The sequence below is a fragment of the Bradyrhizobium sp. ISRA442 genome (assembly GCF_038085055.1).
Lineage (GTDB): Bacteria > Pseudomonadota > Alphaproteobacteria > Rhizobiales > Xanthobacteraceae > Bradyrhizobium.
Genome location: NZ_JALGCN010000004.1, coordinates 463,729 through 480,732 on the forward strand (window position 1 = coordinate 463,729; position 17,004 = coordinate 480,732).

At 65.0% G+C, this 17,004-nt stretch carries 17 protein-coding genes; 11 read left to right on the plus strand and 6 right to left on the minus strand.

Annotated features, from left to right (window positions below):
* Positions 1-26: 26 nt before the first annotated feature.
* The gene (gene ftsH / locus MTR72_RS11830; protein ID WP_280964058.1) at positions 27-1,868 is read right to left on the minus strand and encodes an ATP-dependent zinc metalloprotease FtsH; all 1,842 of its coding nucleotides are present in this window, start codon (positions 1,866-1,868) and stop codon (positions 27-29) included.
* Between the two features lie 500 nt (positions 1,869-2,368).
* Between ftsH and MTR72_RS11835 the strand changes: the two genes are divergently transcribed.
* From MTR72_RS11835 to MTR72_RS11845, 3 genes are all read left to right on the plus strand, one after another.
* Complete coding sequence (locus tag MTR72_RS11835; RefSeq protein WP_280964057.1) at positions 2,369-2,578, plus strand: hypothetical protein; 210 nt, start codon at positions 2,369-2,371, stop codon at positions 2,576-2,578.
* Positions 2,565-3,242, plus strand: a complete 678-nt coding sequence (locus MTR72_RS11840) for a cupin domain-containing protein (RefSeq protein WP_280964056.1) — start codon at positions 2,565-2,567, stop codon at positions 3,240-3,242. Before MTR72_RS11835 ends, MTR72_RS11840 begins: the two co-directional genes overlap by 14 nt.
* Before the next feature lie 154 nt (positions 3,243-3,396).
* Complete coding sequence (locus tag MTR72_RS11845; RefSeq protein WP_445819573.1) at positions 3,397-3,732, plus strand: ASCH domain-containing protein; 336 nt, start codon at positions 3,397-3,399, stop codon at positions 3,730-3,732.
* 323 nt (positions 3,733-4,055) lie between these two features.
* On the opposite strand, the gene MTR72_RS11850 is transcribed toward MTR72_RS11845, so the two are convergent.
* Positions 4,056-5,141 (minus strand): methyl-accepting chemotaxis protein, encoded by a 1,086-nt coding sequence (locus tag MTR72_RS11850; RefSeq protein WP_280964054.1) that lies wholly within the window; start codon positions 5,139-5,141, stop codon positions 4,056-4,058.
* Positions 5,142-5,420: 279 nt separating this feature from the next.
* Here MTR72_RS11850 and recJ point away from each other — a divergent pair, with 279 nt between their 5' ends.
* The 3 genes from recJ to MTR72_RS11865 all read left to right on the plus strand — a co-directional run bounded on the left by recJ (position 5,421) and on the right by MTR72_RS11865 (position 8,990).
* The gene (recJ, locus tag MTR72_RS11855) at positions 5,421-7,262 is read left to right on the plus strand and encodes a single-stranded-DNA-specific exonuclease RecJ (protein ID WP_280964053.1); all 1,842 of its coding nucleotides are present in this window, start codon (positions 5,421-5,423) and stop codon (positions 7,260-7,262) included.
* A 31-nt stretch (positions 7,263-7,293) separates the two neighbouring features.
* Positions 7,294-8,103, plus strand: coding sequence for an SDR family NAD(P)-dependent oxidoreductase (locus MTR72_RS11860; RefSeq protein ID WP_280964052.1), 810 nt, complete (start codon positions 7,294-7,296; stop codon positions 8,101-8,103).
* A gap of 95 nt (positions 8,104-8,198) precedes the next feature.
* Positions 8,199-8,990, plus strand: a complete 792-nt coding sequence (locus tag MTR72_RS11865) for an aldolase (RefSeq protein WP_280964051.1) — start codon at positions 8,199-8,201, stop codon at positions 8,988-8,990.
* A 77-nt stretch (positions 8,991-9,067) separates the two neighbouring features.
* Here the strand turns inward: MTR72_RS11865 and MTR72_RS11870 are convergent, their stop codons facing one another.
* Positions 9,068-10,300: a lytic murein transglycosylase gene (locus MTR72_RS11870; protein WP_280964050.1), complete on the minus strand. Its 1,233-nt coding sequence runs from the start codon at positions 10,298-10,300 to the stop codon at positions 9,068-9,070.
* A gap of 179 nt (positions 10,301-10,479) precedes the next feature.
* Here MTR72_RS11870 and MTR72_RS11875 point away from each other — a divergent pair, with 179 nt between their 5' ends.
* Complete coding sequence (locus tag MTR72_RS11875) at positions 10,480-10,731, plus strand: hypothetical protein (protein ID WP_280964049.1); 252 nt, start codon at positions 10,480-10,482, stop codon at positions 10,729-10,731.
* Positions 10,732-10,760: 29 nt separating this feature from the next.
* Here MTR72_RS11875 and MTR72_RS11880 read toward each other — a convergent pair whose 3' ends face one another.
* Positions 10,761-11,306, minus strand: coding sequence for a MarR family winged helix-turn-helix transcriptional regulator (locus MTR72_RS11880; RefSeq protein WP_280964048.1), 546 nt, complete (start codon positions 11,304-11,306; stop codon positions 10,761-10,763).
* Between the two features lie 53 nt (positions 11,307-11,359).
* Here MTR72_RS11880 and MTR72_RS11885 point away from each other — a divergent pair, with 53 nt between their 5' ends.
* On the plus strand, positions 11,360-11,839 hold the full coding sequence (locus MTR72_RS11885) for a carboxymuconolactone decarboxylase family protein (RefSeq protein WP_280964047.1): 480 nt from the start codon (positions 11,360-11,362) through the stop codon (positions 11,837-11,839).
* Between the two features lie 21 nt (positions 11,840-11,860).
* Positions 11,861-12,364 (plus strand): cupin domain-containing protein, encoded by a 504-nt coding sequence (locus tag MTR72_RS11890; protein WP_280964046.1) that lies wholly within the window; start codon positions 11,861-11,863, stop codon positions 12,362-12,364.
* A gap of 105 nt (positions 12,365-12,469) precedes the next feature.
* On the opposite strand, the gene MTR72_RS11895 is transcribed toward MTR72_RS11890, so the two are convergent.
* Together MTR72_RS11895 and efp are read right to left on the minus strand one after the other, a co-directional pair.
* Positions 12,470-14,071: a M23 family peptidase gene (locus MTR72_RS11895; protein ID WP_280964045.1), complete on the minus strand. Its 1,602-nt coding sequence runs from the start codon at positions 14,069-14,071 to the stop codon at positions 12,470-12,472.
* 34 nt (positions 14,072-14,105) lie between these two features.
* Complete coding sequence (gene efp, locus MTR72_RS11900) at positions 14,106-14,672, minus strand: elongation factor P (RefSeq protein WP_341510376.1); 567 nt, start codon at positions 14,670-14,672, stop codon at positions 14,106-14,108.
* Positions 14,673-14,834: 162 nt separating this feature from the next.
* Here efp and epmA point away from each other — a divergent pair, with 162 nt between their 5' ends.
* Positions 14,835-15,887, plus strand: coding sequence for an EF-P lysine aminoacylase EpmA (gene epmA, locus MTR72_RS11905; RefSeq protein ID WP_280970989.1), 1,053 nt, complete (start codon positions 14,835-14,837; stop codon positions 15,885-15,887).
* Positions 15,884-16,978: a lysine-2,3-aminomutase-like protein gene (locus MTR72_RS11910; protein ID WP_341510377.1), complete on the plus strand. Its 1,095-nt coding sequence runs from the start codon at positions 15,884-15,886 to the stop codon at positions 16,976-16,978. Before epmA ends, MTR72_RS11910 begins: the two co-directional genes overlap by 4 nt.
* Positions 16,979-17,004 lie beyond the last annotated feature (26 nt).

A 17,004-nucleotide genomic window follows, 5' to 3' on the forward strand; every position in this document is an offset into this window, starting at 1 on the left:
TGCGCGACCGGGCCTGCGGAAGACCTCTAGACTGCCCGCAGGCCTTCCCTGGGCATCTCCCGGACGAGCGCGTCGATATCGCTTTGCTCCAGCGTTTCTTTCTCGAGCAGCTTGTTCGCCGCACGGTCGAGGATCGACCGCTGCTTGGTCAAGACGGCCTGGGTGCGCTGGAAGACATGGTCCACGATGGCTCTCACCTCGCGGTCGACGGCCGCGGCCGTCTCCTCCGCGTAATCCCGCTCCCGAACCGGGTAGGGTCGATCTGTGCTTGCCAGGAAATTGCCGGGATCGCGCTCGTAAGCGATGCCGCCAAGCTTCTCCGACATGCCGTAGCGTGTCACCATGCTGCGGGCGATATCGGTGACGCGACGCAGATCGTCGGCCGCTCCGGTGGAGAGATGCCCGAACACGATCAACTCTGCGGCGCGGCCGCCGAGCAGAACCGCCATCTTGTTCTCCAACTCTTCCTTTGTCATCAGGAAGCGGTCCTCGATGGGGCGCTGAATAGTATAGCCAAGCGCACCGACGCCGCGCGGAATGATCGAGATCTTGTGCACGGGATCGACGCCCGGCAACGACAGTGCGAGCAGCGCGTGACCCATCTCGTGATAGGCGACGATCTCGCGTTCTCTGGGATTGAGCAAGCGATTGCGCTTCTCGAGTCCTGCGACCATGCGCTCGACCGCATTGTTGAAGTCGCTGATGCCGACGGCCGCTGCCCGACGACGCGTCGCGAGCAGCGCCGCCTCGTTGACCAGATTGGCGAGGTCGGCGCCGGTGAACCCCGGCGTCAGGGCGGCCACCGTCTCCGGATCGACGTCGTGCTCCACTCGCACCTTCGCCATGTGCACCTTGAGGATGTCGACACGGCCCCTCTTGTCGGGACGATCGACCAGCACCTGGCGATCAAAGCGGCCGGCGCGGAGCAGGGCGGGATCGAGGATTTCGGGCCGGTTGGTCGCGGCCAGGATCACAAGGCCCGAGCGTGAATCGAAACCGTCGAGCTCGGCCAATAGCTGGTTGAGCGTCTGCTCCTTCTCGTCGTGGCCGCCGGCGAACGGGCCGAGACCGCGGGCGCGGCCAAGCGCATCAAGCTCGTCGATGAAGATAATCGCGGGCGCCTTTTCGTGTGCCTGCTGGAACAGGTCGCGGACGCGCGCCGCACCGACCCCGACGAACATTTCCACGAACTCGGAACCCGAGATCGAGAAGAACGGCACTTTCGCTTCGCCCGCAACCGCCTTCGCGAGCAGGGTCTTGCCCGTGCCCGGTGGCCCGACCAGCAGGACGCCCTTCGGCATGCGCCCGCCAAGCCGGCCATAATCGGTGGGGGCTTTCAGGAAATCGACGACCTCGCGGAGTTCATCTTTCGCTTCATCGACGCCGGCAACGTCGGCAAAAGTGACCCCGGTATTGGATTCGACGTAGATCTTGGCCTTGCTCTTGCCGATCTGCATTAGTCCGCCGCCAAGCCCGCCGCCTTCGGCAACGCGGCGGCCGATGTACCACCACAAGCCGAAGAACAGCAGCGCTGGCATAGCCCAGGACAGAAGATCGCGGAACAGGGTGCTCTCGATCTGGCCGGTGAAGCGGACGTTGTGCTTGTCAAGGTCCTGGGCGATGTCCTGATCGACACGTGTCGTCACGAACTGCTTCTGTCCGCCGGGCAGGGGCTCCTTCAGCGTGCCCTGCAATGTGCGATCCGAGATAGCGACGCTTTCGACCTTATCCTGGCGCAGAAGCTGCTGGTATTCGCTGTAGGGGATTACGGCGATCCGGCTCGCCGTCGCAACGAAATACTGGATGAACAAGACCACGAAAATTGCGGCGATGGCATAGAGGATGTTGAAGCGGGTCGTCTTGGTCATACGAGAGCTCGAGATGACGCTGAAACGCACGGTCCGAGGCGAGGCGTCGCACGGGCCGGACCGTAAGGGAAGAACCAAAGCGCGCGGTCTTGGTTTCAACGATCGCGCCATGGAACGGCTTGCAGCACAGCGGCCGAATTGTTGACCGCAACCCCCGTTTCGTCGCGACATCCGGCGCTTCGCCTGCTTGAGCCAGGTGCTCCATGTCGCGAAGCCAGCGCGTGCATCCACCGACACATCATGAACGAGCATTTGGCCGGCCAGGTCGGCTGGTGCGCGCAATCGCCCGTAAGAGCGTCGGTGCGCAGACCGGAGTTATCTCCTGCACCATGAGCTTCTGATCCGTCAGCCCCGGCCATACCCCGGCGCCATAACGTACCCCGATGTCGATGCCCTGCGCGGCAGTCGCAGCCCTCAGGGGTGTTCTCGCGCCGTAGGGACGATTGGTGCTGTTGCACGCAGGGAGGGACACACTGTCCGTATCTGCGGGACATCTCGTCGTGGGCGAGCGCAACATCTTGGTGGCGATGACCGGCACGCCCTTCGAAAACGAGAAGACGCTGGATTTCAGCGTGCTCGCGGGTGTACCTCCGTGCATCGAGACCATGCCATTGGAGAGAGCCGCGGCGGCAGTCGCGCGGATGAGGTCCGGCCAAGCCAAGTTCAGAATGGTGTTGACCATGACGGAGAAAGGCAATGCGCATCAATGACGATCTGACGGTTCCGGTTATCGTGCATGCCGCACAGCTCCCGTGGAAACCAAGCCCAGCCCCGGGTGTCGAGCGCCGCATGCTGTTCCGCATCGGCGACGAGGTGGCGCGCGCCACGTCGATCGTGCGGTATGCGCCGCGTAGCGCGTTCCCCCGTCATACTCACGGCGGCGGCGAGGAGATCGTGGTTCTCGACGGCGTCTTCCAGGACGAACATGGCGACTATCCGGCGGGCAGCTACTTCCGCAACCCTCCGGGAACCTCGCACGTTCCCGCATCCAAGGACGGTTGCACGATCTTCGTCCGGCTTTGGCAATTCCGGGACGGCGATCGCGAGCAGATAGTGCGGCGGCCGGCGCAAGGTCGTCCAATAGCGTCGACATCGGGAGCGGCGAGCGCGATCGAATTGTTCGACGATGGCTTCGAGAATGTGCGCATCGAGAGCTGGACGCCCGGCAGGACGATCATGATCGAAAATCCACGCGGGCTCGAAGCGCTCGTTGTCGCGGGCAGCCTGTCGATCGGCGATCAGATGCTGACGTCGCAAGGCTGGATCCGCCTGCCGGCTGGCGAAGCGCTGCGTGCCGTCTCCGGGCCTGAGGGCGCCAAGGTCTGGGTCAAGGACGCGCCGTTGTTGCATCCGGACGTCTGCCGAATACCGTGACGTCGACCGAGAGATCGGCTCGACCTAAAGCGATGCGACCATTGCGTCGCTGTGTGAGATGATCTGGAAGCTTGGCAAACCATGAGCGAGCCGGTCCCTGAGCGCTATCAACACCTGCGATCGTTCGCCTTCGGCGACAGTCCCGCGCTTGCAGATGAACTACTTGACCTTGTCATCAAGGGCATCAAGACCGCGACTTGCAGCAGAGGACGAGCCGAACACCTCCACGCCCGGCGAGCGCTGGGTCGTGCTCGACGGACGTGGAGTGCCGCGCTGTGTCATCGAAACCAGCGAGGTGACGTATCGGCGCTTCGATGAGGTTGATGCCGACTTTGCGTTTGATGAGGGAGAAGGCGACCGGAGCTTGGCCTATTGGCGTAGCGCGCATCGGACCTATTTCGGCCGGCTCGGACGATTCAGCGAGGACATGATGCTCATGTGCGAGCGCTTTCGCCTGGTCGAGGTCTTTGGCGAACTCCCGCAGAGCTGATGTTTGCGTGGTCGGCGCACGCTCTGCGCTGTGCAGCGCGGGGCCATGATCCTCAGGTCATGTAGCTGCGGCGAGCAAGTGCGTTGACGGTTGGGCTGTCCAATCGTCTGATCCCATCCGCCGCCATCGGGCATGAGCCAACGGCCAAGCTGGCGGACTACGCAATCATTGCAGGTTGCCGCTGTTTTGCCCGACGTGTCAAACGGTTGGGCTGAGCACAAAGCGTCGTGCAAAGCAGCCCCGCGCTACTTTGCATGGGGTTGTTTTTCAGATTTTTGGTTGGGACTCCCCGGACCGGTCCGATTTTCGGTCCGGCTTAGACCTCACGCCCCGCAGACGATTACCCCGTACCAACCGAGCCCCCGATAGGTCTCGTAGCCGGGCGTCGCATGGAAGGCGACCAGCGCACCCGAGCGGTCGTAATAGAAGCCGGAGCGCTGTCCGTTGAGCGACAGCGCGAGTCGCTCGCTCAAGATGCCCTGGCCGTCGGAGGCCGCGATCACGCGCAAATGCGAGTCGACCAGCAGCACGCGCGCCTTGTCGCCGTCGCCGACGCGCACGCCCTGGACGATGGCACGGGCCTGCGGCTCCCAGTCGAAATGGATGGCGAGCACGCCGATCGGCGCACCATTGGCCTGGCCGCCGGCACGCACGCTGGCGCAGTAGGTTGCGACCTGCGCATTGCCGAGCAACGGCTGGATCTCGACGTCGCCTGCGACATAGTCGTCGCCGGAGCGCAAGGAGCGCGCCTCGCGAAACCACTTCGTGCCGGCGACGTTCTGGCCGACCACGCGAAAGCGGTCGGCGCGGCCGTTGGCGATGACGTTGCCTTCGAGGTCGCAGAGCCAGAGGTCGAGATAGACGGTGTAGGCACCAAGGATCACGCCCAGGCGCTGCGAGGCGTGGGTGACCGCAGCCGTGCCCGGCGAGGCCGCGCAATCGACCACGGCGGAATCGGTCGCCCACCAGCGCACGTCGCAGGTGCGCTCATAGAGGTTGCGGTCGATCAGCTCGATGGCGTTGAGCGACAGATCGACCATGCGCTCGCCGCGCGAGCGTTGGCTCATCCGCTCGATCGAGGCGACGAGATCACCGGTGCGTTTGGTGAGCTGGGTCTCGAGTTCGCGCGCGATGGTCTCGACCTGCTGGCCGACGCCGCGCACCTCCTGCGCCACCACGGCGAAGCCCGCGCCTTGCGCGCCGGCACGGGAGCTCTCGATCAGCGCGTTCAGCGCCAGCATCTTCATTTGGTTGGTGATCTGCTGGATCGACTTGGTCTTGTCGACCGCGATCTGGTTGACCTCGGCGGTCAGGCGATTGATCAGCGCGGAGATGTCGGAATCATCGTCGTTGAGTTCGGTAGTTCCGTTCGCAATCGGCTTGGCCTTCAGACTCAGCGCAGCAGACATCGGGGATTTCCCTTGGCAATGAGGTCTGACCTGCAACGAACGCGGAACAACAAATTACAGATCGAATGCGAGTCTTTCTCGAAGATTCCGCCTAACGCCCACTTAATTTGCTGTCGGCGCGGCTGCTCAAATGATAGTCAGGTCGCTCAGGAATTCGGCAATCCACCGCTTTCTGAGGCGTCGAGATTGCAAATTGCCGAAGATTCCCGGCGAATCCTCTGATCCAAGGCGGCCGCTCGCGCCGCTGTTCCTACCAGACCGCTCGAACACATTCGAATCATGACGCCGCCCGCCACCGCCTTGCCCGTCGAAATGCCCCAGGCGTTTCTTGGCGTCGCGCGCTCGCTCACCGACAAGCTCTGGCTGGACCGGCTGGACGCCCGCGGCGCGGCGAGGGCGCTCGCCATCGTGCAGCGCCACCAGCTTCCGGAGCTGCTTGCGCGGGTGCTGGCCGGGCGCGGCGTCGACATCGACGCCGTCACCGACTTCCTCGACCCGACCATCCGCAAGCTGCTGCCCGATCCCTTCACCGTGACGGAGATGGAAGCCGCCGCCAAGCGCATCGCCGATGCAGCCGCTAAGGCTGAGAAGGTCGCGATCTTCGGCGACTACGATGTCGATGGCGCAACCTCGGCGGCGCTGCTGGCCTGGCACCTGCGTCATTGCGGGCTCGATCCACTGATCCACATTCCCGACCGCATCTTCGAGGGGTACGGCCCGAACGTCGAGGCTGTTCGTGCGCTGGCCGCGAAGGGCGCCACGCTGCTGGTCACCGTCGACTGCGGCACCACCAGCATCGAACCACTGGCCGAGGCCAAGCGGCTCGGCCTGTCCGTGGTCGTGATCGATCACCATCAATGCGGCCTCGATCTTCCCGAAGTCGACGCGCTGGTCAATCCGAACCGCCCCGATGATCTCTCCGGGCTCGGCCACCTCGCAGCCGTCGGGCTCGTGCTGGTGACGTTGGTCGCGGTCAATCGCGAGCTGCGCCAGCGCGGCTTCTGGAGCGCGGAGATGCCCGAGCCGGATCTGCTCGGCATGCTGCATCACGTCGCGCTCGGCACGGTCGCCGACGTCGCACCGCTGATCGGGCTGAATCGCGCCTTCGTCGCCAAGGGGCTGATTGCGATGCGGCGGCGCGATCATGTCGGCCATACCGCGCTGATGGATGTGGCGCGGCTCAACGGCCCGCCGGAGGCCTGGCATCTCGGCTTCATGCTGGGGCCGCGCATCAATGCCGGCGGCCGCATCGGCCGCGCCGATCTCGGTGTGCGGCTCCTGCTCGAAGGTGACAGCGTCGAGGCCGCGCGGATCGCGGCCGAACTCGACCGCCTCAACAGCGAGCGCCGCCTCATCGAGCAGGCCGCCGAAGCCCAGGCCGAAGCCGAGGCGCTGGCTTCGATCGGGTTCGAGGACAAGCTCGGCGTCGTCGTCACGGCCTCCGAAGGCTGGCATCCCGGTGTGGTCGGTCTCGTCGCCTCCCGCCTGAAAGAAAAATTCTCGCGACCGGCCTTTGCGATTGCGCTCGAGCCCGGCGGCATCGGCACCGGCTCGGGGCGCTCGATCGCCGGCGTTGATCTCGGCAAGGCGGTGCGGCAGGCTGTCGCCGACGGCATCCTGCTCAAGGGCGGCGGTCACGCGATGGCCGCGGGCGTGACGCTACGAAAAGAGAAGCTCGCCGAATTCCGCGCCTATCTCGAGAACGCGCTGGCGCACGACGTTGCGGAAGCGCGCCACGTCAACGAGCTCTATATCGACGGTGCGGTCTCCGCGCGCGCGGTGACGCCGGAGCTTGCGACCACGCTTAACCGCGCCGGTCCCTTCGGCAGCGGCAATCCGGAAGCCGTGCTGGCGCTGCCGGCGCACCAGCTCGTCTATGCCGACGAGGTCGGCCAGGCGCATTTGCGCCTGCGATTCAAATCCGGTGACGGCGCGATCGTCAACGGCATCGCGTTCCGCTCTGTCGGCCAGAAGCTCGGCAATGCGCTCGTGGCCAACCGCGGCCAGCAATTGCATGTCGCGGGCTCGCTGTCGGTCGACCGCTACCAGGGCGCCGAGCGCGTGCAGTTTCGCGTCATCGATGTCGCGCTACCGGACCAGGGCCCGTCCGTGATTAGATGACCTCCGCAAACAACAAAAAACGGGAGTGAACATGGCAGGGCAGGTTGAGGGCAAGGTCGCATTGGTGACGGGCGGCGCCTCCGGCATCGGTGAAGCGATCGCCGAGCTGTTCGCGCGCGAGGGCGCAACCGTCGTCATCACCGACATCGACGAGCTCAGGGGACCGGACCTCGCAAGCCGTATCGCCAAGGCTGGCGGCAGGGCGATCTTTTTGGAGCAGGACGTCACCAGCGAGGAGCGCTGGGCGGAGGTCGTCGCCGACATCGCGAAGCGCTATGGCCGTCTCGATATTCTCGTCTCCAATGCTGGCATCGGCATTGCCGTGCCCTCGATCGTCGACATGACGCTCGGTGACTGGCGCAAGCAGAATGCGATCAACCTCGACGGCGTGTTCCTGTCGGTCAAGCATTGCCTGCCCCTGATGCGCAAGACCGGCGGCGGCTCGATCATCATGATGTCTTCGCTTGCGGGCCTGCGCGGCGCGCCGGGGCTGTCGGCCTATTCCGCCACCAAGGGCGGCGTGCGGTTGTTCGCCAAATCGATCGCGATGGAGTGTGCGGCGGCCGGTGACGGCATTCGCGTGAACTCGGTCCATCCCGGCATCATCGACACGCCGATCTGGGGCAAAATCCCGACCGGCGCCACCGGCAACCAGGGCAACGCGCCGATCGATCCCGAGGAGCGCGCCAGGGTTGCAACGCCGCTGGGTCGCGCCGGCCAGGCCGCGGAGATCGCGAGCGGCGTGCTGTATCTCGCCTCGGACGCCTCGCGCTACGTCACCGGCAGCGAGCTGGTGATCGACGGCGGCATGAACGCCGGCAACGCGCCGCGGCGGCCCTGATCGATGCAGGGCAGGGTGGCGGTCGCGGGGGCTGACGCACAGGCGCCAGCCCTATAGAACGCCGATGTCTCCGACCGAAAGAGGTTTGCCTCGCCATGGCGCACAGCCTTCACGCCTCCTCACCCGCGCCCCATCGCTCGAACCGGCCGGATCTCGCCACCGACGCGATCCGCACCGCGCGCGAGGATCTTGCCGCCTGTTTCCGGATGGCGGCGCGCAACGGCTTTGAGGAGGGCATCTGCAACCATTTCTCCGCGGTGGTGCCGGGACATGACGACCTCTTCCTCGTCAACCCCTACGGCTACGCCTTCCGCGAGCTGACGGCGTCAAAGCTTCTGATCTGCGATTTCCATGGCAACGTGCTCGACGGCGAGGGCGTGCCGGAGGCGACCGCGTTCTACATCCATGCCGAGATCCACAAGCGCCTGCCGCGCGCCAAGGTGGCCTTCCACACGCATATGCCTTACGCCACGGCGTTGTCGATGACCGAGGGCGATCCCTTGATCTGGGCCGGGCAGACCGCGCTGAAATTCTACGGCCGCACGGCGGTGGACCGCGACTACAACGGTCTCGCACTCGACAACCGCGAGGGCGCGCGCATCGCCTCTGCCGTCGGCGATGCCGACATCGTCTTCATGAAGCATCACGGCGTGATGGTGCTGGCGCCGACCATCGCAGAGGCCTGGGACGACCTCTACTATCTCGAACGCGCCGCCGAGGTGCAGGTGCTGGCGATGTCGACCGGACGAAAGGTGCTGCCCGTCGATCCCGCGGTTGCGGCTGCGACCTACAAGCAGATGCGCGAGGGCGATTCCGAGTCCGCGCGGTTGCACCTTGCCGCGATCCGCCGCCAGCTCGATGCGGAAGAGCCGCAGTACCGGCATTAGACCGAAGCGCTACATTCCCCACATCGTCATTCCACATTGCGCACTTGCGCTATGTGGAATGACGAAGGGAGTGAGCTCTACGACCCCTGGCGCAGCTTGGCCAGCACCTTCAGCCCGCCATAGCCATCCGCCGGCGCAAGTCCTGCCTTCTGCTGAAAATCCTTGATCGCCTTCATGGTGTCGTTGCCGACGCGACCGTCGGTGCCGCCGGTGTCGAAGCCGGCCTTGGTGAGCCGCGTCTGCATTTCCTGCACTTCGGCGAGTGTCAGTGCGCGCTCGGAGCCGGGGAAAGGCTGGATGAAGGGCGGCGCGCCGAGGCAGCGGTCGCCGAGATGGCAGATCGCCAGCGCATAGTTCATCGAGGGATTGTAGCTCTTCACTGAGTAGAAATTCGGTCCCAGCAGGAACGTCGGTCCGCCCGCGACCGGTGTCCACATCTGGGCCGAGGCGTTCGGCTGCGGGAACGGTTGGCCATCGGCACGGGTGGCGCCGGCTGACGCCCAGGCCGCGTAGGTGCGGCTGCCGCTCATATTGCCGGGTGCGCGCACCTCATAGCCCCAATGCTCGCCACGATGCCACTTGCCGCGATTGACGAGATATTTCGCCGTCGATCCCAGCGCATCGTCGGGCTTGCCGAACGGCGACACCTTGCCGTCGCCGTCATAGTCGATACCGACATTGAGCCAGACCTCGGGCATCCATTGCGAATGCCCCATCGCGCCGGCCCAGGAGCCGCGCATCTCCTCCGGCGTGCTCCAGCCTTTGTCGACGATGCGCAGCGCGTTGATCAGCTCGGTCTCCCAATAAGCCTTTCGCCGCGGCTCGTTCCAGGCCAACGCCGCGAGCGAAGGGAATACCGGCCTCATGTGGTTCTGCTGCACCAGCGGGTCGCCATACGCAGACTCGACGCCCCACAGTGCCAGCAGCGTGCCGCGCTCGACGCCGAAATCGCGCTCGATGCGCGCGAACAGCGCCTCGTTGTTCTTCAGTGCGATCTTGCCGTTAATGATGCGCCAGTCGGAGACGCGGCGGTTGATGTACTGCCAGACCTGCTCGTTGAATTCGGGCTGGTTGCGGATCTGCTTGAACACGCTCATGTCGGGTTCGACCCGCGCCATCGCGCGCTGCCACGTTGCGGCCGAAATGCCCTTCGCCATCGCGCGCGCGCGGAAGCCCTCGCGCCACTCGTCGAAGCCGGGCGGCGCGGCGGCAAGAACGCGTGCAGGTGAGGCGAGCAGGGCGCCTGCGCCTGCTGCGGATTGCAGAAGAGCGCGGCGGGTGAGATTGGCCGAGGAATCAGCTTGCTTCATGCGACCATTCTAGCGGGAAACGGAGCCGCTGTGAGGCGGTTCCCGGGGGCCGCGCGGGTGAGTTCCTGCGCAGGCTCACCACAGCACAGGCAGGTCCAAACGCGCCTGTTCCCCGGAACAAAGTGTCGCACTGCTGCATTCCCCAGGCACGCGCGGTACGCAGTGCGAATTGGAGGGTGATGAAAATACGAGCGCATTCAGAGAGTCACGTCGTTGAACTCGATGACGGATCCCGGTGGCAGATCTTCCCCGGTGATCTCGATCTGACATTAAGCTGGAAGCCCGAAACGGAGTTGCGCATCGAGCGCATCGACGATCGGGTCAGTTCGCATGTGTTGGTGAATTCCGCCGACCAAAGTCGCGTGCGGGTGATCGCCGCGGGAGAGTCCTGGCCCGCCGGCGCGGTTAAGAATGCATTGAAGGACGGATAGGGCCCTGCGGCGGGCGCCGTCCTCATCGCCTAATCTTCTTCCTGTAATTCGGCTGCAATGTTGGACAGCCAGCGCCGGATCGTGGTTTCCGCCTTCGAATCCAGGCCTGCGGCGAGGCGCTTCTCCAGCGCGATGACGCGCTCGCGGCACGCCTTGAGCAGGGTCGCGCCGCGCGTCGTCAGTGTCCACTGCTGGATGCGGCCATGGACGGGGTGGGGCGTCATTTCGATCGCGCCGTCGCGTTCGAGATTGCGAATGATCACGCCGACGGTCTGCGGCGTCAGGAAGGTGAGGCGGGCGACGTCGGCGCCCGACAGGCCGGGATAGGCGTTGAGCATGGTCAGCACCGCGAATTGGGGCGACGTCACGCCGAGATCGGCGAGCGTTCGTTCCATCTTCAGCCGAACCGCGGCATGGGCCTGCCGCAGCAGATAGCCGAGATAGCCTTGTTCCCCGCGCTTGCCTTCGCCAGGCGCAGGCACACGGACATCGGCGATAGGCCGGTGAGTGTCTCGCCGCGCGGTCGCCTTTCGGCCCGGTTGCGATCTTGTGACGTCAGCCGTCTTGCGGTGCATAGAAGAGCTCTTATAAGATGTAAGGACGCTTATATACGACGAGGTGAACGAAAATGCCACACGCCCGCAGCGAATATGAGGATTTCAAGCGCCTTGCGCCCGACGCCTATGATCTGGTGCTCGCGCTCGGCCAGCTCGCAGCCAAGGCCGGCCTCGACAAGCAGCTCCTCGAACTCGTCAAGCTGCGTGCTTCGCAGATCAACGGCTGCGCCTTTTGCCTGCAGCATCACATCCTCTTGTCGGAGCGCATCGGTGTGCCCATGGACAAGCTCAATCTGGTCGCGGTCTGGCGCGAGGCTCCGATCTTCTCCGCACGCGAACGCGCAGCGCTCGCCTGGGCTGAAGCGCTGACCTTCCTGCCCGATGGCGTCAGCGATGAGGTGTATGCGGAGGCGAGCCGCGAATTCTCCGAGACCGAGCTGATGTATCTGACTTCGGCGGTCGCCTCGATCAACGTCTGGAACCGGTTTGGCGCGGCGTATCGCTGGACGCCGGCAAAGCGGCCGGTCGCGGCGAATGCCGCGGCGTCCTGATCGCGAGGAGAGGGGGTCACCATGACAACAATGATGATGACCGCGACTCCGCGGCAAATGCCGTCGCGATCGATGTCGCTTGCCGTCGTCGCCGGCCTCGCCTGTGCGCTCGCCATCGGCAAGGCGCTGCCGCTGCCGATGGACGCCGTGTCCGGAGCATTGGCGCCGCTGTGTGCCACGGCCGCCAAGAGCTCGCCGCTCGACAAGGTCGAGCCGATCGCTTCCTATGCGCTGCCGAACGTGCCGGGCAAGCGTGTCACTATCGTGCGCGTCTTCTACGGCCCCGGCGGGTTTTCGCGGCCGCATCGTCACGCGGGATCCGTCACCGCCTACGTCACCAAGGGCGAGATCCGCTCCCAACTCGGTGGCAGTCCGGTCGAGACGTTTGGCGTCGGCCAATCCTTCTTCGAGCCGCCCGGTTCGACGCATCTGGTCTCGGCGAACGCCAGCAATACCGAGCCTGCGGAATTGATCGCAGTGTTTGTGGCCGACGAGGGCGCGCAGCTCACGACGTATTTGGAGTAGCGCTGCGCGCTGCCTCCCCAACGCCGTCCGGCCCCATACGCAATTGCGCACTTGGCCGGGACGACCCTGAATGCGTGGCGAGAGCCAACCCTATGCGAGCTGCCCTCAATTCTCCTCGCCGCCTGAACCCTCTCGCACGTCCGGCTTGATCACCTCGTCCGGCAGCGCATGCGCGACCGGTTGTGCGGCGCCTGCGATCTCCGGGCCGATCTCGCGGCCGCGGGCGCGGATCAGGCGTTCGTAGGACGAGACCAGTGTCACGTAAGGACTGACCCAGATCCAGCCGTCGCGGGTGAACACCTGGACGTCGAAATGCAGGTGCATGGACGTGCCGGCGGGATGATCGAGATAGTTCGAGACGACGCCGATCTTCTCGCCCTCGGTGACAATGCGGCCGTTGAGCAGGCCGTCGGCATTCATTGTCTGCGGATTCATGTGCATGTAGCGGAAGCGAATGTGCTCTGTGCGGCTGTTGACCTCGAGCGTTGCGGCTTGGTCCTTGGAGCCGCGGACCACCACGGCATCGCGTACCGCGACCACCGCCCGCTGCTTCGGATCGCAGCGCTCGCGGCCCTCGCCGGCAGGCGGGCAACCGGCTGCGCGAATATCCTCGCCCTGATGGCCATGGCCGCCGTTGCATTGCCAGACCTCGAAGCTGCGTGACTCGCAGAAATTGTCACGCCACGGGTAAGCGGTTGAACCGTCCGACTTGTCGCGCCTGACATGCGATTGCGAGCGCACGAAGGCCGGTGCCTTTTCGAGCGGGAATCGGATCTGCGCATAGGCGATCACGTCGCGATGGCCGCCCTGCTTGCGGTAACCGGTGTTCGGGACGATGTCGCCGCTTGGCCGGTAACTGAAGTCCGTTGAGCGCTCTGCGGGACGGTCGATGACATCCGAGGCGACGTCCATCAGCGGCCGGATGCGCTGACCGCCGGCGACATGTAGCGCCTTCAGAAACCGTTCGGCGACCGGATAGGCCTCCTTGCAAGCGAGCCGCCGCGGCTTGGCGACGCTGTCGAGGCACTGGATCGACACCACGTAGGCAGCGCCGAAACGCGTGAAGGCGTAGCGCACATAGCCTTCCCGGATGAACTTGCGCAAATCCGGATAGAGCGCCGCGAGCGGCTTGACCTGCTCGCCCTTACCACCGGTGGGATCGGCAACGTCGTAGACGAGCGCGGAGCCGGTGATCTGCACCTCAACCGGCCTTGCGAATACCCGGGTCGGCATGCCGTCGCCGGCGCCGGGTTCGAACGAAAAGCTCGCGCTGTAGCCGGCGGGACCGGCGTCGAACATGTCGACGGGACTGAAATCGGCTTGGTAGCGTGCAAGCGCCAGGCTCGGCGCGGCGCCGTTGCGCAGCGCCTCAAGGTAGGCGGCAGCGTCGAAAGGCAGTAGCACGGGGACGGAGCTGCGCGCGATCCCGGTGAAGAATTGTCCTGAGATCGCGTTGAGCTGCACTAGCGCCGGCATGGCGCGGGGATCGTATCGTGGCACCGAGCGACGCGGCGCGAAGATGAAGTCGCCCGCGATCTGGGGGTGGCTCTTGATCTCGGTGCGGAGTTGGTCGAGCGCTGCGCGCCAATCGACGCGCAGGGCCGACAGCGATGGGCTACGGAACTCATCCGCAGCGAGGGGGCTTGCGATCAGAAGCGAAAGCGACGCCAGAAGCTGCGAGACGAAGCGGACTGAATTCCCAACCACTGTCTCGCCCCCGGCGGCACCTGTTCCGCTACGATCAGTCCTTGGCGCGCTCGGAGTAGGAGCCGTCTTCTGTCATCACCACGATGCGGGTACCGACCGTGATGTGCGGTGGGACGGTGGTCCGCACGCCATTGGAGAGCACCGCAGGCTTGTAGGAGGAGGAGGCAGTCTGGCCCTTGGTCACCGGCTCGGTTTCGACCACTTCCAGCGTCACGCGCTGCGGCAGGGCGATCGACACCGGGTTGGCGTCGTGCATGGACAGCTTGACCGTCATGCTCTCCTGAAGGTACGCGGCCGCGTCGCCGACGACGTCCTTGGAGACCTGGACCTGATCGTAGGTCTCCGGGTTCATGAAGTGGTAGCCGTCGGCATCTTCATACAGGAAGGTGTAGTTGCGCTCTTCGATCGTGGCCTTTTCGACCTGGTCGGTGGTTTTGTACCGTTCGGAGATCTTTACCCCGTCCGAGATTCGGCGCATTTCGATCTGGCTGACCGGGGTGCCCTTGCCGGGATGGATGTTCTCGGCGCTCACGACGACATAGAGCTTGCCGTCTTGCTCGATCACGTTGCCCTTGCGAATAGAACTGGCGATGACTCTCAAAGCTATATTTCCTGCTTGCTTGGCCCGGCACCGGCCAGGACGTGGTCAAATCTCGGGGGGACTCGGGGTCTCAAATCGGACCGCGGCGCCCGTTTCGGGCCGCAACATACTGATTTTGCCGTTGGATGCCAGCATTTTGCTCGCGGCGGGAGCGGTCGGTTAATGGCTGGGGACAAGCCGAGTTCACCGTTCTGGTCGCCCGGCCGGCACATCGATCGCCGGCCGTTCCTTCAGGCACGGGGGGCCATTACCGGGGCTCTACGGGGCTTTTTCGCCGAGCAAGGCTTCGTCGAGGTCGAAACCTCCGTCCTCCAGGTCTCCCCGGGGAATGAGACCCATCTGCACGCTCCGCGGACGGAGATCATGCGGCCCGACGGCGGCCGGGCCACGCGCTATCTGCGGACGTCCCCGGAATTCGCCTGCAAGAAGCTGCTCGCGGCCGGCGAACCCCGGATTTTCGAATTCGCACGGGTGTTCCGAGATCGCGAGCGCGGCGACCTGCATCTGCCCGAATTCACCATGCTGGAATGGTACCGGGCGGGTGCACCGTACGACGCCACTATGGCCGATTGCGTCGTCATCATCGCTCGGGCGGCGCAGGCGACGGGGATCGGGCAGTTCTCCTTCCGCGGCCGGATCGCCGATCCCTTTGCCGAGCCCGAACTCCTGACGATCGCCGGCGCGTTCGTGCGCTTCGCCGGAATCGACCTGCTTGCGACCATTTCGGGCGGCGAGGGTAACCGCGCCGCGCTCGCGCAGGCGGCGGCGGGCAAGGTCCGCGTCAGCGAGGATGACACCTGGTCGGACATCTTCAGCAAGGTCCTGGTCGAGCATGTCGAACCCCATCTGGGGCAGGGTCGTTTGACCATTCTGTTCGAATACCCATCTCCAGAGGCGGCGCTGGCGCGCGTGAAGGCCGACGATCCACGTGTGGCCGAGCGTTTCGAGGTCTATGCCTGCGGCGTCGAGCTCGCCAACGGGTTTGGCGAATTGACCGACGCCGATGAGCAGCGCGGGCGCTTCATGGAGGCGATGGCCGAGAAGCAACGCCGCTACGGCGAGGCCTATCCGCTCGACGAGGACTTTCTGGCCGCGGTCGCGCAAATGCCGGAGGCGAGCGGCGTTGCGCTCGGCTTCGACCGGCTGGTGATGCTGGCGACCGGCGCATTGCGGATTGATCAGGTGGTGTGGACGCCGCCTGCGGGTGAGACATGACGAAAACCAATCTTGCACGGACATTGCGGGAACCGGCGGATCTCGTGGAGGAGGGGCTTGCGCCCGCCACGGCACTGCCGGCGCTCGAGCGCGTCGCCGCGCGCTATGCGGTTGCGATCACGCCGGCGCTGGTCCAGTTGATCGACACGTCGGATCCCGAAGATCCCATCGCGCGGCAGTTCGTCCCGAGCGCCGCGGAACTCGATGTGCAACCAAGCGAGCGCGCGGACCCGATCGGCGATCATCCGCATTCGCCGGTAGCCGGCATCGTGCATCGCTATCCCGACCGCGTCCTGTTCAAGCTGGTTCACGTCTGCGCGGTCTATTGCCGCTTCTGCTTCCGTCGCGAGATGGTCGGTCCCGGCAAGGAGAACGCGCTCTCGGACGGTGCTTACCGCGCGGCGATCGATTACGTCCGCGCGCACAGCGAGATCTGGGAGGTAATCCTCACCGGCGGTGATCCCTTGATGCTGTCGCCGCGTCGGATGAGCGAGATCATGACCGATCTCGCCAGCATCGATCACGTCAAGATCATCCGCCTTCACACCCGCGTTCCCGTGGCGGATCCGGCGCGCATCAGCGATGAGATGGTCGCAGCGCTCAAGGCCGAGGGTGCAACCACCTGGGTCGCGGTGCACGCCAACCATGCGCGCGAGCTGACTGAAGCGGCACGTAGTGCCTGTGCCCGGCTCGTCGACGCCGGCATTCCCATGGTGAGCCAGTCCGTGCTTTTGCGCGGCGTCAATGACAACGTCGCCGCTCTGTCGGATTTGATGCGAGCTTTCGTCGAATGCCGGATCAAGCCCTACTACCTGCATCACGGCGATCTCGCGCCGGGGACTGCGCATCTGCGCACCACGCTGGCGCAGGGACAGGAGCTGATGCGGCAGTTGCGCGGTCGGGTATCAGGATTGTGTCAGCCGGACTATGTCATCGATATTCCCGGCGGTGCCGGCAAATCGCCGGTCGGCCCGAATTATGTGTTGGCGGAGCAAAATACCGCACCGGATGTGCGTGATGCGGCGTCGGAAACGCGCTATCGTATCCTGGACTATTGCGGCGACGTTCATCTCTATCCGCCCGAGACCTGAGCGGTCGAGATGGCAGGCGACGCCGG